This window comes from Paenibacillus sp. SEL1 (assembly GCF_054602535.1).
Map to the genome: position 1 here is coordinate 4,365,771 of NZ_CM137723.1, position 26,535 is coordinate 4,392,305.

General features: G+C 43.2%; 22 protein-coding genes and 2 pseudogenes. 21 read left to right on the plus strand and 3 right to left on the minus strand.

The window, feature by feature from the left end:
• The first annotated feature begins 1 nt into the window (after position 1).
• From ACYCSE_RS20460 to ACYCSE_RS20505, 10 genes are all read left to right on the plus strand, one after another.
• The gene (locus tag ACYCSE_RS20460; RefSeq protein WP_250261573.1) at positions 2-844 is read left to right on the plus strand and encodes a hypothetical protein; all 843 of its coding nucleotides are present in this window, start codon (positions 2-4) and stop codon (positions 842-844) included.
• 5 nt (positions 845-849) lie between these two features.
• Positions 850-1,386 (plus strand): WXG100 family type VII secretion target, encoded by a 537-nt coding sequence (locus ACYCSE_RS20465; RefSeq protein WP_061829458.1) that lies wholly within the window; start codon positions 850-852, stop codon positions 1,384-1,386.
• Positions 1,387-1,635: 249 nt separating this feature from the next.
• Positions 1,636-1,911, plus strand: a complete 276-nt coding sequence (locus ACYCSE_RS20470; protein WP_013309990.1) for a WXG100 family type VII secretion target — start codon at positions 1,636-1,638, stop codon at positions 1,909-1,911.
• 201 nt (positions 1,912-2,112) lie between these two features.
• Positions 2,113-4,158: a serine/threonine-protein kinase gene (locus ACYCSE_RS20475; RefSeq protein WP_459699609.1), complete on the plus strand. Its 2,046-nt coding sequence runs from the start codon at positions 2,113-2,115 to the stop codon at positions 4,156-4,158.
• Between the two features lie 84 nt (positions 4,159-4,242).
• Positions 4,243-4,995: a vWA domain-containing protein gene (locus ACYCSE_RS20480; RefSeq protein WP_013309992.1), complete on the plus strand. Its 753-nt coding sequence runs from the start codon at positions 4,243-4,245 to the stop codon at positions 4,993-4,995.
• Positions 4,996-5,007: 12 nt separating this feature from the next.
• Positions 5,008-5,844 (plus strand): hypothetical protein, encoded by an 837-nt coding sequence (locus ACYCSE_RS20485; RefSeq protein WP_013309993.1) that lies wholly within the window; start codon positions 5,008-5,010, stop codon positions 5,842-5,844.
• 264 nt (positions 5,845-6,108) lie between these two features.
• Complete coding sequence (locus tag ACYCSE_RS20490; RefSeq protein ID WP_061829403.1) at positions 6,109-6,918, plus strand: SDR family oxidoreductase; 810 nt, start codon at positions 6,109-6,111, stop codon at positions 6,916-6,918.
• 263 nt (positions 6,919-7,181) lie between these two features.
• Positions 7,182-8,666, plus strand: coding sequence for an aminotransferase-like domain-containing protein (locus ACYCSE_RS20495; RefSeq protein WP_459699612.1), 1,485 nt, complete (start codon positions 7,182-7,184; stop codon positions 8,664-8,666).
• Between the two features lie 108 nt (positions 8,667-8,774).
• Entirely contained in the window at positions 8,775-9,704 is a 930-nt protein-coding gene (locus tag ACYCSE_RS20500; RefSeq protein ID WP_459702550.1) for a D-alanine--D-alanine ligase, read from the plus strand.
• Between the two features lies 1 nt (position 9,705).
• A complete protein-coding gene (locus ACYCSE_RS20505) occupies positions 9,706-10,890 on the plus strand; it encodes an aminotransferase class I/II-fold pyridoxal phosphate-dependent enzyme (RefSeq protein ID WP_459699614.1) in 1,185 nt (394 codons plus the stop codon).
• A 915-nt stretch (positions 10,891-11,805) separates the two neighbouring features.
• Here ACYCSE_RS20505 and ACYCSE_RS20510 read toward each other — a convergent pair.
• Both ACYCSE_RS20510 and ACYCSE_RS20515 read right to left on the minus strand, forming a co-directional pair.
• Positions 11,806-12,633 carry a copper amine oxidase N-terminal domain-containing protein gene (locus tag ACYCSE_RS20510; protein ID WP_322171796.1) on the minus strand — a complete coding sequence of 276 codons (828 nt, stop codon included), beginning with the start codon at positions 12,631-12,633 and terminating at the stop codon, positions 11,806-11,808.
• An 801-nt stretch (positions 12,634-13,434) separates the two neighbouring features.
• A complete protein-coding gene (locus tag ACYCSE_RS20515; protein ID WP_322171709.1) occupies positions 13,435-14,409 on the minus strand; it encodes a stalk domain-containing protein in 975 nt (324 codons plus the stop codon).
• Positions 14,410-14,692: 283 nt separating this feature from the next.
• On the opposite strand from ACYCSE_RS20515, the pseudogene ACYCSE_RS20520 reads away from it, so the two are divergent.
• The 4 genes and pseudogenes from ACYCSE_RS20520 to ACYCSE_RS20535 all read left to right on the plus strand — a co-directional run.
• Positions 14,693-15,289 (plus strand): annotated as a pseudogene (locus tag ACYCSE_RS20520) (IS110 family transposase); the annotation flags it as partial.
• 543 nt (positions 15,290-15,832) lie between these two features.
• On the plus strand, positions 15,833-16,654 hold the full coding sequence (locus tag ACYCSE_RS20525) for a DUF2785 domain-containing protein (RefSeq protein WP_322171710.1): 822 nt from the start codon (positions 15,833-15,835) through the stop codon (positions 16,652-16,654).
• Positions 16,655-17,507: 853 nt separating this feature from the next.
• Entirely contained in the window at positions 17,508-17,702 is a 195-nt protein-coding gene (locus tag ACYCSE_RS20530; RefSeq protein ID WP_322171712.1) for a hypothetical protein, read from the plus strand.
• A gap of 160 nt (positions 17,703-17,862) precedes the next feature.
• Positions 17,863-18,165: pseudogene (locus tag ACYCSE_RS20535) on the plus strand (CPCC family cysteine-rich protein).
• Between the two features lie 304 nt (positions 18,166-18,469).
• Here the strand turns inward: ACYCSE_RS20535 and ACYCSE_RS20540 are convergent.
• Positions 18,470-18,799, minus strand: coding sequence for a DUF4181 domain-containing protein (locus ACYCSE_RS20540; protein ID WP_322171713.1), 330 nt, complete (start codon positions 18,797-18,799; stop codon positions 18,470-18,472).
• A 1,106-nt stretch (positions 18,800-19,905) separates the two neighbouring features.
• Between ACYCSE_RS20540 and ACYCSE_RS20545 the strand changes: the two genes are divergently transcribed.
• The 7 genes from ACYCSE_RS20545 to ACYCSE_RS20575 all read left to right on the plus strand — a co-directional run bounded on the left by ACYCSE_RS20545 (position 19,906) and on the right by ACYCSE_RS20575 (position 26,519).
• Positions 19,906-20,805, plus strand: coding sequence for a copper amine oxidase N-terminal domain-containing protein (locus ACYCSE_RS20545; protein ID WP_254351363.1), 900 nt, complete (start codon positions 19,906-19,908; stop codon positions 20,803-20,805).
• 124 nt (positions 20,806-20,929) lie between these two features.
• Positions 20,930-21,811 carry a copper amine oxidase N-terminal domain-containing protein gene (locus tag ACYCSE_RS20550; RefSeq protein ID WP_254351362.1) on the plus strand — a complete coding sequence of 294 codons (882 nt, stop codon included), beginning with the start codon at positions 20,930-20,932 and terminating at the stop codon, positions 21,809-21,811.
• A gap of 544 nt (positions 21,812-22,355) precedes the next feature.
• Positions 22,356-23,246 carry a TolB-like translocation protein gene (locus ACYCSE_RS20555; RefSeq protein ID WP_459699619.1) on the plus strand — a complete coding sequence of 297 codons (891 nt, stop codon included), beginning with the start codon at positions 22,356-22,358 and terminating at the stop codon, positions 23,244-23,246.
• A gap of 591 nt (positions 23,247-23,837) precedes the next feature.
• Positions 23,838-25,256, plus strand: a complete 1,419-nt coding sequence (locus ACYCSE_RS20560; protein ID WP_459699621.1) for a helix-turn-helix domain-containing protein — start codon at positions 23,838-23,840, stop codon at positions 25,254-25,256.
• 297 nt (positions 25,257-25,553) lie between these two features.
• Entirely contained in the window at positions 25,554-25,721 is a 168-nt protein-coding gene (locus ACYCSE_RS20565) for an aspartyl-phosphate phosphatase Spo0E family protein (protein ID WP_071558834.1), read from the plus strand.
• Positions 25,722-25,835: 114 nt separating this feature from the next.
• Positions 25,836-26,030: a hypothetical protein gene (locus ACYCSE_RS20570; protein WP_061829457.1), complete on the plus strand. Its 195-nt coding sequence runs from the start codon at positions 25,836-25,838 to the stop codon at positions 26,028-26,030.
• A gap of 114 nt (positions 26,031-26,144) precedes the next feature.
• Positions 26,145-26,519 (plus strand): DnaJ family domain-containing protein, encoded by a 375-nt coding sequence (locus ACYCSE_RS20575; RefSeq protein WP_446674587.1) that lies wholly within the window; start codon positions 26,145-26,147, stop codon positions 26,517-26,519.
• Positions 26,520-26,535 lie beyond the last annotated feature (16 nt).

Genomic DNA, 26,535 nt, shown 5'->3' on the forward strand with positions numbered 1-26,535 from the left:
AATGTTAACGTTTCAAGCTTCCAAGCAGAAGTTAATAACACTCAAGGCGAAGGAACTGTTTTTTCTAGCAGGCGTATTGGGTTCTGACAGACTGCTTGGGGTGGAAGATCCGTTTAAGGGCTATCTAGCAGAGGAGTTGGCGGAAGAGTGGGAGCAGGTAAAAGCTACTCTTTTGGAAAAGGGTTATCTAAAGCGGGCAGATAAGGGCAAAGAGCTAGCAATGCCTCCTACCGTTTTTTCAAGAGTCGCTATCGCGGGATTATCCAACAGGGCTTGCCGTATACGCTATGTGCGGGGAGGCAAGCAGTTTGAAGGCTATCTCCATTGCACGAACGAACGTGTAGTGGAACTCGTGAAATCCGCTGATGAACCCGATGAGTATCGACTGTACGATCTGGGTAATGTGGAAAAGGCTTGCGAAACATTGATTGATAAAATGGGTTGGGTAGATCGACTTGTGCCTGAATCCCCCGCACTTATGTTCTCCAAGCAGGCATTTAATAAAATTTACGAGCAGTCGGCAGGGGAAAGTGTATCTCTGATCAGCAGTAAACTGACCGAGGCTAGCGGAGATGCAGAGGGGTCTGCAAGCCTGGCTCAGTCTTTGAGTTCCCGTGTAGCCGAGGGAGAATTGCAATTGCTGGTCTGGAACGGTAGGGAGTGGGAGTCACAACGGGCAGCCTTTGTCCTGTGTCCCGCAATGAACTGGATATTTCGGATGAGCTCCAGTGGTAACGGAGACTGGCTGATTGCAGCTATGGCTTCAAGAGATCAGTTTGTGGATTTATTATTAAATTGGTTGAAACAGTCGGCAGTGAATGAAGAAGTGACAGAAGAAGGGTGATGGATATGCGCATTCGAGTTGAACCGGATGTGCTTCGGGGGCTTAGCGGGCAGCTACAGCATGCGGCGGAGCAAATTCAACAGTTAACAGCAGGTTTGGAGCAGGCATTACAATCGCTGGATTGGGATGTATCTGCACGCGAGGCGATCTTGAATCATTGGATGCAGGCCAAGCGGATGTCAGAACAGATCCATGCTTACCTCCATACATCAGGTACACAACTGAACCGAAAGGCAGAGCAGTTTCAGTCTGTTGACCACAACTATCAAACGATTCTGTCATTTGCCAGCCAACCATTGGGACGACCCGTCACGATGCTCGATTGGTCGAATCAGCAATCACCGTCTATTCTGCCTGGGCAAGCTTCGGAAGGAGGCAGTCTGATTTCAAACCCGCAGTCTGTCGTACATGCCATTGCTGGTGTACAGTCTTCGGATATAGAAACGTTGCATCAGGATATTCTGATGCAGGCGTCTTCTAGCAGTCCGCAGGATTGGTATTTTACTGATCCGTCTACAGCAAGAGATCAGCCTGTCGCTTAGTTGGGAACGCGTTCCGGGACAATCTGGATCGACTGCAAAATTTACTTGAATTCGTTTCGCAATTCCCGGCTTTATGGGACTTATTAGGTGGTTATTTTGTTAATATTATACTGTTAGGTGCTGTTTTATAGTTAAAAAGTGGGATTATAACAATTAGGTCCTTTGCCTTTTGTAGGGAATTAAATAGCCATAGTACAATTTGAACCAGATAAACAAAAACATTATTTATCATCAAGGAGGACGCAAAAAATGGCAGGACGCATTTTAATTACCCCAGAACAGGTTGATCAGGTGGCTAACCAATTTAAACAAAGTGGTGAGCAAAGCCAGCAAATCGTTTCCAGTTTGACACAGTCCATCTCAGGTATGGAAGGTCAATGGGAAGGTATGACTAAGCAACGCTTCTTCCAAGAGTTTCAGGAAGCTAGCAAACAAATGCAAGCTTTCGTAACGACTTTGAATAGCATCAGCCAAGAATTGACAGCAATCGCTAACAAATTCCGTACGGTTGACCAAACGAAATAAGTTGCCTTGCCTGATAGGGATCAACTTATCATACACCACTCTATAAAGAAGCAATATGTGAGCCATTCCTCATGGTTTGGCACAGGATGTTCAGGAAAAACCGGGCGATCTTCGGATACCCGGTTTTCTTGCCATCCATAGATGTATATAATAAGGTGAGGAATACTAGCATACTGAATGATGTAAGGAGAGGGATGTTTCATGTCTTTTCAACCGAATCCGGGAGACGAATTGATCATAAACGGCACAGCTTATGTGGTTGGGCGACATCCCGCTGCACCCGGTTTAGCCTATGCTCAAGCAGGGCGACAGGGAATTGTATACCAGCTAAATGCCAAAAACGGAGCGCCGCATGAGGCCAAAGCCCTTAAGGTGTTTTTTCCGAAGTTCCGCATCCCGGCTATGGTTTATCAATCGGAGCATATGGAAGCATACGGGGATATTCCCGGTTTGCAGGTATGCAAGCGTGATGTGCTCACTCCAGAAAGAAACGGAAGTCTGATCGCCGAGCAGCCTGATTTGCTGTATGCGGTGCTGATGCCATGGGTTCACGGTATGACATGGTTCGATTGTCTCACAGATCAGCGTCAGCTTGAGGCTTCCGATAGTCTGGCTTTGGCCAGAGCATTGGCAGGGATCGGTTCAGCTATGGAGCAAAAAGGATTGGCGCATTGTGATTTATCGGCGCCGAATGTAATGCTTCCGTTTTTTTCTGAAGTGGAACTGCCTCAAGGCACGTCAGCTGTGGAATTGGTGGACGTGGAACAAATGTATAGTACTAAAATGGATCGTCCAGATGCTCTATTGGCAGGTTCGCCAGGGTATGCCGCCCATCGTACCGTCCACAGCGGGTTATGGAGTGCGTATGCAGACCGTTTTGCAGGGGCAATTATTATAGGAGAAATGCTAGGCTGGTCTGACCGTGTAGTAGTGGACAAAGCGTGGGGCGAAAGTTATTTTGATCAGCATGAAATGCAGACGCCTTGTGAACGTTATTTTATTTTACGAAAATCACTTGAATCCCGGTGGGGCAGCAAGGTGGTAGAATTGTTCAGCCGTGCCTGGGATAGTCAGGATTTAAGCAGTTGCCCTACTTTTGGCGAATGGCTGGTTGTACTTAATGCGGTTACTGAGCAGGAAATTCCAGTTGAGGCTATAGAACCGGAGCCTACTGCGACAGAAACAATAGAATCGGCAGCGGTGGGCGGCCTTGCCAGTGAAGCTGCACCCTCTTTGTCAGCGCCTGCACCGCTCAAAGCTGAACAGGCTGCATTGCTAAATCAGGCTGCTCTGGAGCAGGGAGAGCGTGGGGTAACGGACAAGCTGTTCCGACAGGCACGTGACTTGGAGCAGCAATACAAACCTGCTGCAGCGCTAGAAGTATACCGGTCGTTGTATCATTTTGTAGAAGACGGTAGTCCTCTGCATGTGGAGGTGTCGGCTGCGATCACAGGGCTAGAGGAGCAGTTGAATCCCAAGACGCCAGAGCAACCTGAAAAATCAAAAGCCTGGTATCGCTCCAAAGCATTTATCGTGACAACTGCGGCCGCAGTCGTTCTATTGGCAGCTGGAATCCCAGCCGTGAATATTCTTGCAGATCAGTCCAATCAGCGGCAAATCGAGGCAGCCAAGCAGGAAGAGGCAGCGAAGGCTGCAAAGGCGGCCGAGGAAAAGCTGGCAGCCGAGCAGGAAGCGTCTCAAAAATTGCTGACGGAGAAACAACGACAGGAAGCGGAACAGCAGACCAAACAACAGGCACTTGCTGCTCAAAAGCAACAGGAGGAGCAGAAGAAACAGCAAGCCCTTATCGCTCAACAGGTTAAATATGAAGCTTATCTCGCCCAAAAGGAACAAAACAAGCAGGCGGCTGCCAAGTTGGCGAAGCAAAAAGCGTATGATCAACAGGCAAAGTATGAAAAATACTTGGCTTTGAAAAAAGAGCAGGAAGCTCGTGCCGCCCAAGAAGAGGCAGCTCGTAAGGCAGCAGCCGAGGCGGAACAAAAGCAAAAAGAGTCCATGCATGCACGAAACAAGGAGAACGTTCTTCAGCTTATTTCCCTGTACAACAAGGCGTATGCCTCTCAGGAAGGTGGAAGCGCTGCGAAGGCTAAGAGCTTTGCCAAGCGTTTTAGAACACTATATGATAGTAATCCTTCTTATTATCGTTCGGTAGGTGAAGTGGGATATCGGGCTTCCTCGATTTATAACTTTTTAGGTGATACGAATTTTAGACTGCCTAAAATTTAATATTTCATATGTTTATATATGGGCGGAATGATAGATACAAAACAGATGGAGATAGAAGGTAACTGAGGGGAGCATGTACAAACTATGAATTATACAATACAGGCTTCACAACGTACTCCCGCCCTAATCATTTACCTGATTGACATCAGCGCGTCGATGAACATGCTGATGGAGGGGCGGCGGCGTATTGACGTTGTATATGAAGCTATATCGTTGGCGATCCGGCAGATGGTTTTTCGGTCAACCAAAGGAAATCGGCTGACAGCGCGCTATCGGATTGCGATTTTGGCTTATAGTGACGACGTGTATGACCTGCTGAATGGTGTTAAGGGGATAGATGAAATTGCGGCCATTGGCTCGTTGCCCGATTTGACACCCAAACGATTCTCAGATTCTGCAAAAGCCTTTTTGCAGGCTGAACGTATTTTGCAGGCGGAATTACCAGGGATGCAGGATTGCCCTGCACCATTGGTCTGTCATATGACAGATGGGGTTTCTACAGGCGATGATCCGGAACCGATTGCGAAGCGTATTATGAGCATGAGTGTACCGGACGGTAATGTACTGGTGGAAAATATATTTTTATCTGACAGGTTGCTGGAAACGCCTATTCAGGACCCCCGTCGCTGGAAAGGTCTGACGCATAATACGCCGTTGCAGGATGAACATGCTGTGAAATTGCGTGATATGTCTTCTGTACTGCCTGAAAGCTATCGAGAAATGCTGTTTGAGGCAGACTATCAGTTAGGTGAAGGAGCCATTATGATGCTGCCCGGAACCTGTGCGGAACTGGTGTCCATTGGGTTCCAAATGTCGGCCGCAACGCCTGTACGGTAAGGAGGTAAAAGCATGAATCCACTGCTGTCCCTGCTCCCGGCGAGCAAAAAAAAGGGAATGAATGCAAGGCTGACTCAGCAATTTGCTTACATAAGCTCTCAGACAGGCGATCAGCCTTTATCATCTCATCACAGTCGTTTTATGTGTCGTTATGGCTATGGAAGATCTGCCGAATCTGCCAGTATGGGGGAAAGCGGACAGGATTTCGCCGCAGTACGTATTCATAAATCCGTCTGTTGTTTTGTCTTGTGTGATGGTGTCGGGCTCAGTTACCGAGGAGATTTTGCAGCCCGCTATCTGGGTTCTTCTTTACTGGATTGGATGGAACGGGGACAAGATCTGTCTGCTGATCAATTGAGAGTGTACCTTGAACGTTTGGCGGGTACAGCGGCAGAGGAACTGGATCGGCAGCCTTTGGATCACGAATCAGGCTTAATGCGTTCGGTATTGGAAGATAAACGTCGTCAGGGAAGCCAGTCCATGTATATTTGCGGTAAAATCGAACTGCCGAAGCGTGGTAGCCGTGGCCGTCTCCGACTTGCCTGGCAAGGGGATTCACGTTTGCGACTATGGAACGGTGCCGAGGAAATCAGCGAGCTGTTCGATCATACTTTCTCTACAGCGGAGCGCTGGTCTACAAGTCGTGGGCCGATTGGAGGGAAGCCTCATTGGTATGAAAGAAGCATACCCGCAGATATGCCGATGAGATTACAGGTATATACGGACGGTTTATCCGATTTAGACCCCATTCGCGAGCCTGTCCCTGATGAGCAGATACAGGTATTGCTGGATGCATCCCATACCGGGGGACTTGATGATGATGCTGCATTTATTGAGTTGCAGTGGTAAATAAATAAGAAAAGGACGTTATACAACCATGGATATGGATGTATACGTCCTTTTTTTGATGAATACATAGAACATAACGATTCTTTAAGATATTTGTAGAATGTAACGAGGAAGAGAAGGAAAGAGGCGCTAATACGCGTAATATTCGCTCTTTTCTTAAATATCACAAAGGAATAGCAAAAAATGCGCAAAAATAGTGATTATAAAGTATATCCTTTTGGGTAATCTTGTGATTATACAGATTACAGAAAGGGAGCGATACATATGAGCTACACATATGCAGGAGGCGCGCGCTTTGAAGGCAAAACTGCTCTAATCACGGGAGCTGGTTCTGGAATTGGCAAGGCAACGGCCATTCAGATGGCTAGAGAAGGAGCGAATGTCGCTCTTTTTGACGTAAGTAATGAGCGCATTTCGGAGACGGAAAGAGAAATTAATGCTATACGTGAAGGGTCAGCGCGGGCTTTTGACGTGGACATTGCCGATCCGGTGCGTGTGGAAAAAGCAGTTCTGGAAGCGGTTGAATTATTTGGCGGGCTGCATATCATTTTTGCCAATGCCGGGATAAACGGGGTCGTCGGACCGATTGAGGATCTGAGCATTGAGGATTGGCGGCAAACATTGTCCACGAATCTGGATGGTACCTTCCTGACGGTGAAGTATACAATACCACATTTGAAAAAGAACGGTGGCGGCAGCATTATTATTACCAGCTCCATTAATGGTAATCAGCGCTTTACCAGCTTTGGGATGTCAGCCTACAGCACATCGAAGGCGGGTCAAACCGGTTTTGCTAAAATGGCTGCGCTGGAGCTGGCTAAGTTCCGTATTCGTGTGAATGTCATCTATCCGGGTGCCATCTCGACGAATATTGATGAAACCACGGAGAAATCGGAAGGGTTAAAGCAAATTACCATCCCCGTCAAGTTTCCCGAAGGAGGACAACCGTTGGCTGATGGGCCGGGTCAACCCGAGCAGGTAGCTGATTTGGTGACATTTTTGGCCTCTGATCATTCGCGACACATTACTGGCGCACAAATTGTCATTGATGGGGCTGAGTCGTTATTGTTTTAGAAAATACTGTCCATACACTGATCGGCAGCCTGGATGACAAATATGTTGATTATTACTTTCATCAGCTTCACGATGCTTGGTGATATGTACAATGCTCGCAATGGGAGCGATGAGAGGCAATGATGCAGGGGAATGAGGCAAGAATATGAGGGCGTACAGGGGATAAAATACGGAAGAACCACCGAAGGATGAAAAATCCAGTGCGGTGGTTCTTTTTTTTCACTCGTCTTGTATGCCATCATTATAGGGGGAGGCGATGAAGGATGTTCCAGGATTTCAAGCTCGTAAGTGACCGCCCGGTCTCGATACAAGTAAAAGAATACGTCAATCGTTTAATTATAAAAGGGGCGCTTCAGGCGGATCAGAAGCTGCCTTCCACACGAGAAATGAGCGTTCTGCTTAAGGTGAGCCGCAATACAGTCATTGCAGCCTATGAAGGCTTGAAGGATGACGGATTTACGTATGCGATTCCCGGAAAGGGTAGTTATGTGGCCGCCATGGTGGGCCAGTCGGCCGTAGATAACGGAGGATCTGACGGCTCTGCCACTTGGGAGATCGACTGGAAGGCAAGAATGAACGAGTATGCTATATCAGCTGTTGACCTGGATATGATGAAGCAGGGCATTCGTGCCCAAAAGGGAACTATCTCGTTCACAAGCATCGCTCCGGATGAGCAACTGTTTGATCTGGGGGATGTAAGGCGAGCTTTTATGGATCGGATGGCAATCGAAGGGCAGGTGCTGCTCAACTACGGCTATGCCAAGGGCTACAAGCCGCTGATTGATTACCTGATGCATTATATGGAGAACAAGGGCGTCGATATAATTGGCAAGGATATGCTGATTACAGGCGGGTTTACAGAAGGCTTTGACATTGTGCTGTCGGCTTTACGCCCTTCTGCACGCCGCGGAGCGGCAATTTGTGAAAATCCGACCCATCACACAGCGATCAAAAATTTGAAGCTGCAAGGATTTGAGATTACCGGCATTCCGATGGAGCGTGACGGTATTGATGTGGAGCGGCTAGAGGAGGTACTGCACACCAATAGCTTCGATTTGGCCTATTTGACTCCTTCCTATCACAATCCGACAGGCATCGTCATGTCGCCAGCAAAGCGCAGCGCTGTTATGAAATTAATGATGCGCTATCAGATTCCGGTGATTGAGGACGGATTCAATGAGGAGCTGCGCTACTCAGGAGCGCATGTTGCGCCCTTAATAGCGACAGTAGGGCAAGGGAACGGAGTAATCTATATTGGCAGCTTCTCCAAGGTGCTGTTCCCTGGCTTGCGAGTAGGCTGGGTGCTTGGAGACCGAGCACTGATTGACACTCTGGAAAGCATTAAGCGTGCGCGCACCATTCATACCTCAACAATCGATCAATCGATTTTATACCAATATATGCTTAACGGAAATTTCGATAAACATGTAAAAAAAGCACGTACAGAGTATAAGCGCAAATATGAGCTGACAAAGACATGCTGTGAAGCACATCTTCCTGAAGCGCAGGTGTCTGGTGACGGGGGCTTGCATTTGTTCCTTACCTTCCCGACAGGCGTAAATACACGCCAGCTGCTAGAAGCTTGCACAGAACAGGGCGTCATTTTCACACCGGGAGACAAGTTTTTTATTCAAGAAGGCGAAGGGACGAATACATTGCGGCTTGGGTTTTCACGAGTAACAGATGAAAATATCGAACGGGGTATTCAAATAATCGGTAAACAGACGCGTAACTTTCTTAAGGCATAAGGATTAAGAAAAGAGCTATAGAGAAGGAATATTGTTTCGAAGAAGCAATAGCGATCGGATGAACATCCGTAGCCACATAAAGATTTTGAAGAAAAATGAGGTGTCATGATGAAAATTGGCGTTATTATGGGCGGTATTTCCTCTGAGCGTGAGATTTCTCTGCAGACAGGTCAAGAGATGATCAATCATTTGGATCGCAGCCGTTATGAAGTGGTTCCAATGGTGATTGAGCAGCGAGCGGATTTAATCGCGCAGGTCCAGCAGGCAGGCATTGATATCGCGCTGTTGGCACTGCATGGTCAGTATGGCGAGGACGGCACGGTGCAGGGAGCGCTGGAGACGCTGGGCATTCCCTACACAGGCAGCGGTGTCCTGGCAAGCAGCTTATGCATGAATAAGCAGTTGTCCAAGATGCTGTTGAAGGCAGCGGGTGTGCATACGCCTTCAGGCCTTTACTGGCAGGGGATGGACGATTATGATCCGCAGGTGGTGGAGCGTTTGGGCTACCCGGTTATTGTGAAGCCGAATACAGGGGGATCCAGCATCGGCATCCAGCTTGTACAAAATGAGAAGGAACTGCTGCCGGCTGTTCAGGAGGCTTGCAGCTTGGATCAAGCGATCTTGATTGAGCCCTATTATAAAGGGACGGAGATTACCTGCTCCATCGTAGACGGCGAGGTATTGCCGATTATTGGTATTAGCTCCGCTCGTTCGAAGTGGTTCGACTACAAAGCAAAATATGAGGTCGGCGGCGCTGAGGAGAAGGTGATCGAGCTTCCTCCCGTTATTGAGCAGCGTGTGCGCGAGGCGGCACTGGCCAGCTACCGACTGCTGCAATGCAAGGTCTATGCAAGGGTCGATATGATTTTGTGTCAGGATAGACCTCACGTGCTGGAAGTGAACACATTACCAGGAATGACCGCCAACAGCCTGTTTCCGAAAAGTGCGGCAGCTGCGGGTATAACCTTTACACAGCTACTGGACCTTATTATTGCCAGCTCGCTCCATGAGCGGAAACAGGAATGGAGGATGGCGTAATATGTTTAGTGAAAAGGGGACAGGGCGGTTTGTATCCACGCGTGTACGGGATATTCGCCCATCGGGAATTCGCGCTTTTTTTGATCTGAATGCAGCAGGCGGAGGTACAATCGCCCTTGGGGTCGGAGAGCCTGATTTCGTTACACCGGAAAAGGTACGTGAAGCTTGCATTCAAGCATTGCGTGAAGGACAGACGAAATATACTTCGAATGCCGGCTTGATGGAGCTGCGGGAGGAGATCTCTGCTTATTTTTCCGGCAGCTTCGCGCTTTCCTATGATCCTGAGCAGGAAATGATCGTGACGGTGGGGAGCAGTGAAGCCGTCGACCTGGCGCTGCGAGCAGTGATCGATCCGGGTGACGAGGTGCTGATTCCAGCACCAAGCTATATTGCCTATGAACCCATTACCCATCTGCATGGCGGTAAAATTGTAGAGGTGTCGGCTACGGCAGAGGAGCAATTCAAGCTGACCCCGCAAGCGCTGCAAGCGGCAATTACACCTCATTCAAAGGTTTTAATGATCAATTATCCCTGTAATCCAACTGGAACAGTTATGACGGAGCAGGATTGGCTGCCGATTACAGAGCTCATTATCAAACATAATCTGGTCGTCATTTCGGATGAAGTGTATGCCGAACTGACTTACGGGAGAAAGCATGTCAGTATCGCCTCTTTGCCGGGCATGAAGGAGCGTACGATTGTCATCAGTGGTTTTTCCAAAGCATTTGCGATGACAGGCTGGCGGGTAGGCTATGCGTGCGGTCCGCATGAGCTGATTGCCGGCATGCTGAAAATCCACCAGTACACAGCCATGTGTGCGCCCACCATTGCACAGATTGCCGCGCTGGAATCATTGCGCCATGGCTTGGCTGCCAAGGATGAGATGATGGCGAGCTACAACGAACGTCGCAAGCTGTTTGTGGCCGGCTTGAATGCAATCGGGCTTGCTTGTCATGAGCCTGAGGGGGCTTTCTATGCCTTCCCTTCAATTATTTCTACTGGCATGTCATCTGAGCAGTTTGCACTTCGTATGCTGAAGGAAGCGAAGGTGGCGGTCGTACCGGGACATGTATTCGGATCAGGCGGAGAGGGCTTTATTCGCTGCTCATATGCAGCCTCGCTCGTCGATTTGGAGAAGGCGCTGGGACGGATGGGAAGGTTTATGCAGGTAATGCAGCCGGTATGATGAACAGGGTTAATAACTCAAATTTTGCCGAACGTCTTTATGAAATATTTTACAATACCTTTATGATTTTCGAAAACATAAAGGTATTTTTCAGATCAATGTAGTGGATATTTCTGGATTTATTTACCCGAAGCCCGAACGTTCAGCTTGGGAGTTAACTGGTGGAACCTTGCTTTTAAATGCGCTATCGATGAATTAAATATATTCGAATGTGCGCTTCCTCCTTCACAGGTGGCAGAACTGGCAGAGGTGAAATAAGTCCAGGCAGGTATTTGTTGCTAAGCCAAAAAGCGAGTCTGTCCAGGTGCGAATGTGAAGATCACATGAATTCTCCGAGAGATTCGCACCTCAGATTTTGTCGAATTATATCGAATGTGAACAAATTTTAAACGATCGCAAGAGGATGAGGTAATATTAGATGCGTTTTTGCCAAAATAACGCTAGAATGTTACTTAAATAGGGGGCATTTGACCCATTTTCGCTGTCGCACTCTATATGAGTGCGTGGATTGCGGATTTGTTGGCTGCTAAAAGGTTTGGTTTAGAACAAGTCGTGGTTCAGTACAGTCAGCATTTTCATTTTACAAACGAAGATTTGCACGAGGAGGATTATATGAATAAAAATGATGATCGTCATGATAACACCCCAGAATAAAGAAGGCAGTCGAAAATATAGACGTACTCTTGATAAACTTTCTAATACATAAATAATCAGTCAAGTAAAACGCCGTTGGGAACGGAGAAAGCAATCACTATTTATCAAGTTTGTCCCTGATTGACAGTGGAGTAGGTTGGGGTATTTTTATGAACGTAAGGAATTTGAAATTCACAAATCTAATATTTAATAGTAAAGCTGATCCTTTCTAGAATCAGCTTTACTGTTTACCCATTCCACTATACAAGTAAAAGTACTTTTTTACTTGTGAGTCTTTAGCGTTCTGCCCTTAAAGAGAATATAGGACAGCTCATGTTTGATAATTTTATTATTCTCTATTGTGTTCACATAATCTATGTCATCTTCGCGAGTTACAATTTCATCCTTATCTATACTGGGTCTTTTACGATTTCTATTTTCCCCGGCCGTGCTATTGTCAGAAAAAATAAAAGTGGTATTTAAATCTTCAATGCCCTCACTAATCTTTTTCCCTGTCATATTCTTAGCTGTAATGGCCAGATGAATTTTTTCTCCCATGGTCAATTTGTACGATAACAACTGGAATGCATTTTCTTTATCCACTTGTTCTCTAAAATGATCCAAATCTTCTACATTCTCCATCGTAGGTGTCTTCATTAATTCTTTCCCAGAGAGGAAATACAGTTTATTTTGCTGATCCCATTCCTGGTGTATATCTAAGTACTTAGTAAGTATCCCTAAAGGCACAAACATCGCATTTTTATAAAGTACAGGGACGGTATCCATCACGGACGTGTTCGAGTCGGTAACAATCTCAGAGGAGTTCATTTTAAACTTAACCTTGTGTGTTCCAAACTTAATTGTAGCCGTATTAGAAGTTGGGTCAAACGTAGTCTGTCCTCCCAACAAATCATTAATAGATCTCAAAGGCACCATATAGCGATTGTTCTGATCAATATAAGGGGCTTTGGGGGCTGTGAACAAGACATAGTAATTGTTAATCTTCAAAAATGGAGTGTTTGGAGCTATACTTTGAGCTGACATTTTTCCTGTATTGGGTTGAGAAAAGCAACAAAACAATGCGCCTATAAGTATAATTCTGAACAACATCTTTCCCACAAAATTTCCTCCTTAAAAGAGAGGGACGAAGCAGCCCCTCTCATAAAAATTCAGTCTAAAAATATACTGTCTGTTTCCTCTCCTCCATGCACGTAATCCACTTCAACTTTACTCCGTGGCATAGAACAATAATCATAGGTTTGACTGTTACGCCAAGGGATATTATCTTCTGAATTTGAACCGATATAGGATGTGGCCCAACGAACTCTTCTAATGTAAGATCCATCATTATAGTCTTGTCGATCTTGTATCTGCCCTATACTTGTCGTTCTTTTGATAAGGTTACCGTTGCCATTAGCAGTCCAACCTGGGGCCGGCTCGACATAGCTCCTACTTATCTTTTCACCGTCTGCATAACCAGTTACAGTCAAGGCAATGTTACCGTCAGAAGGGACATGAAATTTCATTTGTACTTCTTGATCAGGCTCAAAGCGTGGCTTAAAAGTATACTGAGAAAAGACTAAGCTAACGGAGAACGTTAGTTCAACTTCGAAGGGGCTGCGCCACGCGGTAGCCCCAACTTATTTTTATCCGAAAAAATCATGTTAAACGCCAAGACTTACTGGTCTATTCAGTTAATTCTCCAATACTCCTGACGGATGTATCGGAGGATAAGAACATATAACGTATCGGGTCCGCGGATTTCGCGGATTTTTGTTTTTTCGTGATACATGTTCTTTCCCAAGACATGTATCGGTATCCGAAAAGGACAACTTATAATCTTATCCCATCCCTTTTTGCCTACCGGCGTCTCCTGATAGAAGCAATAGACTTGAACATCCGTTGAGGCTGTTAATTTTGCGGGATGGGAACGACTTCCTTGCGCACCTCGTCCGGCTGCGTCACGGTTAGCTTTCCAGACGAGTCGGTCACGGAACCGCCGACTGTATGCTCGAAGCCGATCCGGGTGACCTTCCCGTCCAGTCCGATCAGGCCGCTTTCCTCCGTGTTGGAGTCTCCGGCAATGCCTCTGCTATAGAATACTAGCGGCTTGTCGATTTTCGGCGTCGGACCCGTACGGTCCTTCAGCTTTTCCTCCAGCAGCAGTTGAAAGCTATCTCCAATGCTTCCGTCAAAATGGGCCTGCCATGTCGCGACAAGGAAATCGTCCTTGTATTCGTAATAGGTCGCCGTCTCGTTGCCCTCGATGGTGAAGAAGCGGAGTGCCTCTCCTTCGGGAAAGAGGAAGGCGGTGCTGTAGTCCTCGAATTCGTGGAGCGTCCGCAGTGGCGTATGCTCGTAATGGGTTCCAAAGAACATCGCTTCCATGACCAGATTCCTGCTTGCGGCCAGATCGCCGGTATAGAGCGCGTCCCGCTGTTTATCGGAGAGTGGCGACTCGATGGCGACAGTGTTGTTTTTCCATTCCACCTTGTAGCCGTACTGCTCGGAGACGAAGCGCAGAGGCACATAGACGCGATTATGGACGGCCTTCGCTGGCACGTCGAGCGAAATCGGACCCGACGAGGACGAGTTATTCCCAAACGTCGCGGTCGCGGCCGTCTTCTTCCCGACGGTCAGCTTAATCGTCTGCGACCATTTTCGGACGACCACGGTGCCCGTTTTCGCATCCCAATCAACGGCGGCGCTCAGTGCTTCGGAGACAGCTCGGATCGGCACGAGCACCCGTCCCTGATCGTAGATGGGCGGACTGTCGGTCACGATCGGCTTGCTTCTCACAGTAATGCCAATATCCACGGTGGCGAACGCGGTTGTACCGACGGATAATGCACCCATGACGGCGAATGTGCATAGAAGCTTTTTCATAGTATCCACTCCTGTTCTCATGACGGCAGCGTTCTTTCCGAATGCATACCAGCAATCTTTATTCATATGTTAGACGCGGGTGAACTTGAAAAAGTTTCCATCCAGAGATTGGCTGACCACAGACTCATGGATCAGCTGCCTTGTTGCGCTAAACATTCCTGTAGAGCTTAAGAAATGAGCTTTTAAAAAAAAGTGAGCGCCTCGGTATGATGGGTTTGTCCATAAAACATCAAGGAGGCGCTCTTACTATGAAGTTTAGCAATCAGACGCACAAAATCAACGGATCGAACGAATTACCACCTCGCTTCTCGTCGTAGGAATCAACATAGCCAAAGAGACACATGTGGCACAGGCCACGAATTTTCGAGGCATTGTCATTTCAAAACGGCATCTCTCCTTTTCGAATGCAATCAAAGGTTTTGAAAAACTAAACCGGTGAATGACCGAGTTACAGGAGAAACATCGATTAAAAAGCTGATCATCGTATGGAGCCAACCGGTCATTACTGGTTTAACCTGGCCAACTGGTTATCAGATAAGGGATTACACGTGGTCATGGTGAACCCGCTACGACGGAGCGTAATAAAGAAAATCGAGATAACATTCTATCAAAGAATGACCCCAAAGATGCGCTTGTCATCGCAGATTCCGTAAGTCGGGGCTTCTACTATGAGTACACGCGTCAATCGCAAGTGTTTCAACGGTTGCGGACCATCATGCGTTCGGTGCGAATAGTTTGTCCTGCAAGTGTAGAGCAGGTTTTGTACTGCACATTAACTAGGGATCGCTGGTTACTTACTACTCAATTAACAAGACGTAAGAATCAAGTCCAGCAATTATTTTCTGTAACCAATCCTGAACTTAAACGAGCTTTTAAGAAGACAGGGCGTTAAGTGTCCTCAAATTGGCTCTGAAGTATCACTCATGCCCAACTGGTTGCATAAAAATATTTGACTAACTTTAAGGGGTCACTTCACGTGATCGGCTGACTTTGTTCAACTAAGGGGCAGTATACTACCAAACTCTGTATCAATACATTATTGTTCATTTAGTCACTGAGTGGTAAAATTAACCTTAATTGGTTCGTATGATTTAGAGTTGGGTCCTCAGTTGCAGTTGTATTGCCTATTTTGATCGTTTATTTTTTAATCAATGATTGTTCATTGATGAAGGTCGATTCTGGAACCAAGCTTCAATTTAAAAATATTCAAACTAAGAGAACCATGAATATAAGATTATTATGTCACTTTAAAGGAAGATAAGTTTAAGCGCGTACATATATCTTTGAATGCGAATGTGACTTTAATAATGAAGGGTACAAAGGTGCTCAAAAGTATGATATTCAGTTAATACATGAACTAGCTTGGATTGTTACTAAAATAGAGATGAATAAAATGAATAGCAATATAGTAGGAGTGTGTAAAATGAATCTAAAAGAAAAGTTGATATTGATAAAAGCAAATGACTACCAAGCACCTTTCGATACATTCCAATTGATACAAGAGATGATGAATAACATCGGTTCTTTAGATGCCCAATTACGTGATGAGCTAATTTATACAACCTTATCCAATTGGATTCCTGGTAATGCTCTAACTGTAAACGAACTAGAACAACTCCTACCCGTTGTTTTGGATAAGAACCATTTGCTGTTCAGACTTGATGAAATAAATACAGACTCTGTCTTCACTAGATCTTTCTCTATGCTAGTTATACCGCTTCTCCTTATGAGGCATAGGGAATCACCATTTCTCTCAAGTGAGCATATTCATCAGATCAAAGAAAAAGTATTTTATAATATACATAAGGAGCGAGATTACCGTGGGTATGATGAAGAAAAAGGATGGGCTCATGCCATAGCTCATGCAGCAGATGCTTTGGACGATCTGGCCCAATGTTCCGAACTGGACAAAAAAGACCTCTTAACCATTCTCGATTTGGTTTATGAAAAGATGACCATATCAGATCGAGCTTACTCCGATGGGGAAGATGAAAGAATGGTGAAATCCGTAATTAGTGTTTTAAATAGAAAAATACTTAGTCAGATCTATATAGAAAAATGGATCCAAAGTTTTGGTGACGTGGAGAAAACTCCAGAATTTCTTCATGCCTTTAAGCAAAAAAATAATATAAAGAACTTCTTGAAAAGTTTATACTTTCGAGTTAAATTTCACAAAGTAGATGCCGAACTTTGTCCAACTATCGAGCATACATTATATAAAGTAGAACAAGTATATTATTCTTAGTTAAGAATAATATGAGGGGAACGCCCCCTCACTTGTTCGTCTCACTTCAAGTGCAGTAAAAACATTAGTCCACAGAGGACTCTCCATTTCCATATTTTTCACAGTTGATTTGATTGGTGGTTCAGATAAATTCTCTATTGTTCAAGACGTGAAGTTATTCTGTCATCGAAGAACTCATTTTTTATATGCGGCAATTATTAGACGATTGGGACGCATTATTTTAAATTTAAACGGAGAAGTTTGCTGTCAGCAGCAGCTCCGTTTTACATTAAGCTAACGGGCAGAATAGTTATAAATAATTTAAAATAAGGATGAATAAAATCAGAGGTGATTTAATGTTCAATCCGAAGATCTTCTTCTATTAGTTGTGTCTAAGGCCATGGCTTCAAATGCCAAAATCTAACCCGGCACAACGGGGATGAAGATGTTTACACGGGAAGAGATTCAATCCCGGGAAGATGAGAAACAGTGTAGTCTGGAGATCAATAATAAGCCCAAAGATCCAAGAAGAGAGAAGCTTAAGGATTTCCGTAAAGGAATCAAGAGTGTTCATTACAACAAAGAATGTAAAGTAGCAAGAAAAGATGATTATCGTCTGTATAGAACAAAAATGAAACGACTGATGCGTAGTGAGAAATACGAGCTCCTACACAGTTACAAACGAACAAGTGGTTGGATTACTTGGTAAATGAGGTAGCCCTTGGATAAACCCTATTGTTGCAGTGACTGGCAGTAGGGCAGCTCATGAGGGGCTGCTTTTCTTCAATGAAGTAACGCAGGATAGAGCTAATATGTGGTATTATTTAGAAGAAATCGATTCGAGAACAATTGCTGGGACAAGGAGCGTTGTAACATGAAGCTGATCAAAAATTTCGCGTTAGTCGTTGTGAGTCTTATTAGTGATTTGTGGCTTGGGTTAGGAGTCAAGCCAGAAGTTTATGATAAACGAAGCAGTGTGAAAACTAAAGCCGGTTATATTTTATTTGTTTTGATGGCCGCATCAATTGCAATAACAACTGTTGCATGGGTAAGTTCTGGGATTTATTAAATCAGTTGGTCTTTATACTAACGGGATACGATAGCTCATTACAACTAATAAAGCAGCTGACCAATGTGATCGGCTGCTTTTGTTCAACTAACGTGCATGCTAGGTTAATCATATAGCGAACACATCAAAGTGCTGATTATTTATGTGGAGGTGACTATATATGAAATATGCATGTCCATGCTGTGGTTATAAAACACTGGATTATGAACCACCAGGTACTTATGACATTTGTGATATTTGTTTTTGGGAGGATGATGTTGTTCAATAACACGATCCCGATTATGAAGGGGGAGCAAATATTGAATCGCTAAGGCAATATCAAGAAGCTTATTTAAACGGACGTGTTAATCGTAGGCCAACGATTAACGATGAGCGTAATCAGAATTGGAAACCACTTTCGAAAAAAAGTGACATCATTACGCTAACGGGGAACGTTAGTTTAATGGGAACAGCGACAGTCTAGGACTTAATTTCGTATTATTAGGTCAACCAGAGATTTCTGGTTGGTCTTTTTTCTTAGGCGTCATATGATGGCGGTAGCCGTGAGGACGTGGAATTTATTGGAGTCAACCCCGTCTACTCATATGTTCTTCGTTTACCAACCGGACTGCCTCCATCTTCACATCTAAGGAGTACTGTCGGAATGGTTTGTCCCTTTTTAGCCATGAAAAATCCCCTACGTTCAACAAGATTAAGTCCATCTTATCAGATGTCTTTTTTCTCTTGTCTACTAGAAGGGGATAATACCAAATTGTACGGTTCTTTTGTTAAATTAAAACATAAACAATTGTACCAACTACAGATATGGCCATCATCAATAGTGAAATAATATGTTTTTGTGAACTTCGAATATATTTCCATTGGAAGATAGATCGAACACTGAACACTAGAATAAGTAATACGCTAATCCAAACATATTTATAAGGTTCTTTAACAAAAAGAACTGACAAAATTACCACAATACCCCCAATCACAATGAACCACCTGTATGGGATAAAACCATCCGTGTCTGATATCTTCTCATCTGTTTTGCTGATAATTTTATCCAGAACAAATTGAATCACAGCTGCAATAAATAATACAAGAGCAAAACTCATTGGTATCACCTTCTTTTTCCATTCGTTCAACTATACTACACCAATACAAATTTTTCATGCATCAATAAACATATGTATCAAATGCTGGGTTTTATACATATGCCAGCTAAGCAATATGCGATAACGCTGTAGTGTGTGAATGAAAATGAGTCCATGAGATTCGGACTCATTTTAGAGTGTGTTCATTTTTTACGCACTTTTTTATTAAATATACAGCCAATGAAGCCTAGTGCTACTATACCTGCGCTTAAAAAGCAGACTAATAAACCATTTAGTTCTACCTTCCATTAAGCATATATCAATATTCCAGAGTAAAAAATCCAACGACTAAGATTGTTGCGATATTCTTCAAAATTGAAAACTCCTTCTAAAAAAAGTGTGCCAAAAGTGGTATATATATATTCTATGTATCGTTATTACAATTATATCTTATTATTAGGGGGGGTGGTAAAGTGAGGAATTTGTATCAGCCTGAATGGCATCCGTTATGCTAATGCTTGTTATCAGCAGTACAGTAGCAACGCCAAATGAAGTACAGGGAGAATTCGCAATATCCGGAGGAACTTTTACCGGTATTTTTTCGTTTTTGGGAGTACCAGGTTGGGTAGTAAGCATTGTAAAAGGTGCTACCATTGTTTATGCGGATAATAGCAGAGGGGGTTACTTTGATGTATTTTGGGCTGTGGACCCTGCTAGCCAGGCAGTAAACTTCGTCACAGCTAAAGTGTATGGGGGCTTGATACTGTTAAGTAAAACGCGATAAACGAAACATGGGTGCGAAATATCCCCTCATTATCACATAATCAGTTAAAAACGTTGATATACCAAGAGAAGCTGGTACATAACTTTTCTGATGAGATCAGGGAGCGACGGACAGGAAAATCAACTGAATATATATATAAATGAATGTTAAAGAGCGAGCGATAAAAATCGCTCTTTTTTACGTGATTATGTTTTCTACTATGTTACTGATTGATTATATTCTTTTGAAAAATCTATCGTATATCACTAAAGCGACGACCATGGTAAACACCTGGATTAGAAACTTTTCGGATACTTCATACGTCTTATGTAAGGGTACTTATTGAAAAAGGAGGTAATTTATCTTGAAAAAGGTTATTGTGTTTGTGTTTTTCTTCGTACTTGCGTTTCAATCCTGGGCGATTGCTGATGCTGCCAATCCTATATCCGTTAACGCGGTGAATGTGAATGGGAAGTTTATAGCAACTGCTGTTTCACCTATTATTAAGGACGGGCGTGTTTTGGTTCCTATACGTACGCTTGCTTCACTTGGGGTAACCTATCAATGGGATAGTAAAAGTCAATCTGCTCTCATCACAAAAGGCAAAGATCAAATTAAGCTAATGGCTAACAAAAAAGAAGCATTTAAAAATAACAAAGCAGTCCAGGTTGATGTCCCTGTCCAAGTGTCCCAGGGAAGGATATTGGTACCTATTCGTTTTATTTCGGAGAATTTTGGCTACAAGGCAAGCTATGAGAAGCTTCGGTCTATTTTATTTATTCAAGACGGTAATTATAAGGTAGACCAAGAGAGCTTACAGGCAGAAGATTTACAAACCGCTCGTCAGGCTGCTATATCGCTGCCGGTTCAATTTTCTTTCAAATCGCTTTCTTCTTTAGAAAAGCCGGGGGCTAACAAAGAATATACTTACGTTTTCCCGAGAGGGGATTCATCCAGATACATGTATTTTAACAATGATTGGTCAGCTGGTAATACGGTAGTTGAAATTAAGGATGGAGTTGCTAAGGCAGTTTGGCAATTTACATCAGGAAATGGTCTGGATGATATTGTATCCAGTGCTGGCCAAAGACCAAGTTATAATTACGTTGAATGGGTAACTGATATTATGATGTTTAATGATGAGAATGGGAATATCAAAGCTGTATACAAAGATGATAAAGGTCAACAAAAAGATCTCACTGCAAAAGCTAAATCCTATACAGATATTATCCAACCTATTCCTAATGAGACGAGAAAACAATAGCTACTATCGAATCAGTTTATTAAGGACGTCCTTAGCGAGGGACGTTCTTTATTTTGACTTGGATTCAAAACATAAGCAGTAATAGATTTTTAGTGAATTTCATATGATTGGAGGTTAGTTAGGTATGAAAAAAATCTTTCTTTCATCTATGCTTACTTTAGGCATGCTCTTAACATTTGCTATTCCGCTTTCTGCTGCACCGTCGATTCAATTAGTTATCAACAGCGAGGTGGTACATTCAGATGCTCCACCCGTTTCTGTCGCAGGGAGAACTATGGTTTCTTTAGCTTCGTTGAAGCCGCTTAAGCTTAATTTAGTCTGGAATGCTAGCCAGAAGACGGTGACTGTTAATGCTCCTGGGGTGAAAGAAAAGCTTGTACTTACGATCGGTCAAAAAGAAGCTTCTTATGGAGAAAAAATGCTTACTTTGGATGTGCCTGCTCAATTGAGCAATAATCGCGTTGTTGTGCCTTTGCGCTTCATCAGCGAAGCCTTTAAAGCAGAGGTGAAATGGAAAGCGGACAAAAATACTGTCATTATTCGGAGTGCTGACCAAGTAGAAAAATATAAGAAGTTTTATCAAAGTACGGATTTGGTGGCGGCACGTAAAATCGCTGTAAATCTTCCTTCTAAGGATGAAAATACACTTAATAATACCGAGGAGGGTGTTTATTATCAGTATATTTTCCCTGAAGGGGAGGTTTTAAGGTATTACTCTGTTGTAGGCAACTTACTCACTTATTATGAAATTAAGGATGATGTTAAACATCTAGTTTGGGAAGGTGTAGAAGGGGATTCAGAGAAGTATACAAAAGAAAAAGGGAAACGACCACCGGTAGACAAAACGCAATATTATTTTTTACAAGAACGTGTGGATCATAGCGTCACATATGGTAAGGTTGGGGGCGGGAAGCCAGTAACGCAAGCTTTACCTAAAAATAGTACGGGATTATCAGCTATTATTGTACCTATTTCCGGAGAAGTAAGGAAAGATCAAATGAAATAGATTATTCACTTCATTTGGACGTCCCCTTGAATAAGGGGCGTCTTCTTTCGTATATGGTTTTTGAATCTCCGCGTCAGACTGAAATGCTTCAGATCACAACATGGACACGGGCTTACACTTAACCAGCTCTGAGGCGGTAGAGAACGCCATCCAAGACCTGAATAGAATGCGCTGGATCCACTCGCCCTAGAGCGCTTACTTCGGGAGAAAGCGCCCGCTCAAGGCGCTCTATGTTCCTGGTGCTCACTTAATGCAACCCACGGGCGAAAAGCCTTGAAAAATGGGAATAGTGAAGAGCAAACACCAGAATGCTTTCTTTCGTTGCTTTCGAATATGCTATATTATGTACTCTAATTACATAAAAAGGATTATATATGGTAAAATATATAAATGGGTCCAATACAATTCTATTTAGACAGAAAGGAAAGAGGTGACTGATTTTAAAGTAGATTACTAGATTATGTGTTCGATTATTAGCACTTACCTTTATATGATTACGAGGGAATGTAGGAATAACAGAATACTGTATATTAAGGAGGAAATTATGAAATTCGTGCAGATTATCACCGTAAGTGCGATAGTGGCGTTAGCGATTTCAGGGTGCAGTGATAAGGCAAGTTCAAATTCAGATCAACAACGGTCTCAGAACAAAGTGAATAATATTGAGGTCAACAACACAAAGGAAGGTGTAAAAAAAGTTGAAGGAAAAGCAACTATAGAAACATCTAAAGCAACTGACAAAAAGATGAATTCTATAGATTATTCACAATATTATAATAATCAAGATAAATCTAAGGTTGTAGTTTCGGGAAAACAGATTGTATGGAAAAATAAAGATGTTACTTTTACCGCAAAATTAACTAAGGCTAAGGGGGAAGAAGCCGCCGAAGCCAATGAAGTTGTGGATTCTATGAAAATAAAAAGTAAGCGCGGAGAGCAACTTATCAAGCTCAACCCACGACCTTTGAGAATTAATTCACTTTCCTTATCCAAAAACAACCAGGTATCTCTCCATGTAAGCGATCATGAGGGGAGTAGACTTGTTCTAATTAATTTATCTGATGGGGCTCAAACTATTGTAAACATGTTTGAGCTGAATAGTGACGGAGCAGGAAGTGAAAAGATTGATGCATATAACTGGTCACCAGATGGAAAAAAGATTGCGTTTGGAATCGGTGATCTAGGTTCAAGTTATATCGGAGTATACGATGTAGAGCGTAAGAGCTATACGCATCTGTCCGATAAGGATTTTACACTGATCTCCTCTATAGTTTGGCATAAAGATGGGATAAGCTTTGACTTTGTGAGTAAAGGTGATGATTCGCCACAAGCAGTACTCTATACATACTCAGAAACAAAAAAATCCATTTTAGAAAGTGGGGCTTTATCTAAGAACGATGAACAGAAGCTAGCTGAATTAACATCGGAATTTTAATTGGACATATACAATGTTGATAATTGACACCAAACATTTACAATAATTGAAGTATAAAATAAGGTGGGAGTTGCTTATGAGGATTTCCATGAGTAAGTTTCTAAAGCGTTATGCAACGATTCTATTGAACTACGCAATAGTTATAGGGGTATTTTACGCTTTGGGATATCAGATGAGCGCTATGGGAATCTATGCAATTCTGACAGGAATTGTGACTGGAGAAATAATTAACTTCGCATTATCAAAGCGAGAGAAATGAACCTATGTATCCCTTGATTACATCAAAATCAAGGGATTTTTCATTTGATTAAAAGGTTCAACAGAGTTTCTACCTGGGAACTCTATATCATTTACTAATAGTAAAGAATATGGAGAAATGAAATAGTCATGTCAACTCTGTGAAACCTTTTATTTCGGCAATCCAATTTCACTTTTTCTATTCGTTTTCACAATCTTCCCTTGTGTGTAAGTTATGCTAAATTTTCATTATAAACATTAGTTGCATAATATATTGACAGATGGTTAATTATGGAGAAGAATAGAGGATGATTTTTTAAATAATGGAATTTTTATGTGAAGGGTGGTTATGACTTGAAGCATACACCTACGATTTCAGCGGAGTTTGAGGATTATCTAAAACAAAATGATATGACGTTGAGTCAATTTGCCGAATATTCAGGGGTTCATCAAAGAACGCTTAGTAATTGGATTACTCAGCATCGTCCTGTTTCCGTACAGCAGCTAGACCGAATTACTGTGGCTATGGATTTGCCAGAGGGCTATTTTTACGATCTATACATAGAAAATTACATTATTGACCTTTCCCCGAATTTTAGGCGAATCGAGCCATTATTGTATCGTTGTGCGGAGCTGGACAAGCTGGATGCAATCCGTCGAATGGTTGGACATATCATGGATAATCCGCTGTATGCGACTAGGCTATTTGATGTTGCAGAAGCATTATTTGAACAGGGACGACATGCTGCTGCGCTGCCTCTCTATGAGAATGTCGCAGAAGTAGAGAAATATCAGCATTCTGAACGCTTGGCCACCTGCCAATATCGCATATTCTCGATTCAAGTTGGAGACGACCAAAGCCGTAATCTCAAGGCAGCAACGCTATTTGAACCCTTCGTGGAACGTCTGGATGAAATAGACCAGCTTGATGCGCTAAAAGATTTGGCGAATGTGTATCGATCTTTGCGCTTGTGGGACAGGCTTGATGTGACCGCTCGAAAAATGAGAGATAAAGCGGAAATCCAATATACATTAGAGCATCAACAGAAAAAACGAAAGTCTGCGGAAATTGAAAAGAGGCTGAGCCGCCCATTGTTTGTGTACATCACATATTCTGATTTACTGTGTGCCAGTGTATATGAGGCCAAAGGCGATTATGAGCAGGCATTAGAATATACATACGCCTATGCTAATTTAGATTGGGTCAAAGAGACGGACGAGGATACTCTGCATTGGATTAAACAGTTTCAAGATTGGGCAGAAGGTAATACTTACGTGTATAAGCTTTTATCAGGGGAAGTAAGAGTACTTCCTTATTACCTAGATTATATTTGCACTTCATCGGAAACATCAGAAAAGGAAATGATAGCTAAGTTGATGAACGTTGTAATTGCGGCTAATCAATTCCAGCTAGATGTGAATGATATATTCTTGCGCTTTGAAAGGCAGATTAATTCTTTTGCTCAACAGCAACCTTCTACTGATATGTACACACAGCGAGTCGTGCCGGATCAGTATGCACGTTTTGGATATGAGCTAGCTTATTATTATTTGCACCGAGGTATGTATAGTGATGGGTTTAAACATTTGCTCTGTTCATTGGAAAACTCGAATACACTAAATAATGTGACTTGCTTTAAAAATTGTTTGGGACTATTCGTACATTTTAAGACTTACGCTGTCCCTGAAATCAAAGCAGGATTTTACAATTTTATTGAGAAAGTGTGGTTAGGAAATGTTAAAAAAAATGGTTCTATTGATTGTCGTAACTAGCTTCTTGTTTATCGTGTATGTACCCGTTCAATCACACAACCAGATTATCCATCTTCAGGAAACAATAGGAGGCGCTTAATCAGGGGAGCTAAGGAGTAACCAGATTGGTTACCTCACGTTTCTTGGGCATTGTGATTCCAAGTTTAACTCTGAACAACTTGAAACCAACTGAAAATAAACATATACCGACAAAAAGTGCCTCTGGAATATTCCAGAAGCACTTTTTTTGTTAAGCGTATTTTAAAAAAATCCAAAAATTTACGTTTTGCATTAGGATATGACACAGAAGGGGGAATCATGCTGATGAATCCAGGTGTGACTTTACTTCGTGTCGAACGGGCCAGAAAAAGACTGTACCAAGTCCAGAAGAAATACGGATTTTTAACGCATCCCAAAGTGATTGAACAATCCATGAAACTGGATGAACTATTGAATCAATACCAAATATACAAAATGAAATCTTAACAAATGAGTTCATGACATGTTGCTAAAGGAAGAGCGTGAAATCCAATCTCCAAACCCCAATCATAATCCTAAATCCTAAATCCTAAATTATACTATGAAGAGGTGGTAACGTTGTTGAACAAACGAAATCCTGTAACTCCTTTTGGCTGGAAAATCAAACAAAAGCTAGTTGAAATTCAAATGGATCAGAGAACTTTTTGTGACACCTATCATATTCCTGCTAGCCGTTTGTCCAATCTCATTCACGGAACACGTAAGGCCAAAAAATATAGAGTACAAGTATCTCAATTGCTTGGGATCGAAGAATAACCCCCTTTCTCCTTTATGTAAACAGGGCATCCTAATGATATATAAGCTACAGTGGCAAAGGACTCCAGGTTTCTTTAATATAGATTGTACATAGGAAGCTTAAAACAAGGAGTGATGGGGATGTTCTCCAGAATGGCAGAGCAGAAGATTGCCGAGGCGATGGCCAAAGGTGAATTTGATCATTTGCCGGGAGCGGGCAAGCCACTGGTCATCGAGGATTTGTCACATGTTCCAGAGGAGCTGCGGATGTCGTACAAGCTGTTGAAGAATGCAGGCATTTTACCGGAAGAGCTTCAATTACAAAAGGAATGTGTCCAGCTACGTGATTTGCTTCACGCTTGTCATGAGGCAGGAGAGCAACAACGGATCAGTCGCAGACTGACTGAAAAATCACTACGTCTCCGTATGCTGCTGGAGGAAAGAGGGCTGAATATGTCATCTGTATTTTATGAATATGAGTCCGCTATGCGTAAGCGACTGGAGGAATAGAAGCGAGAAGAGCAAA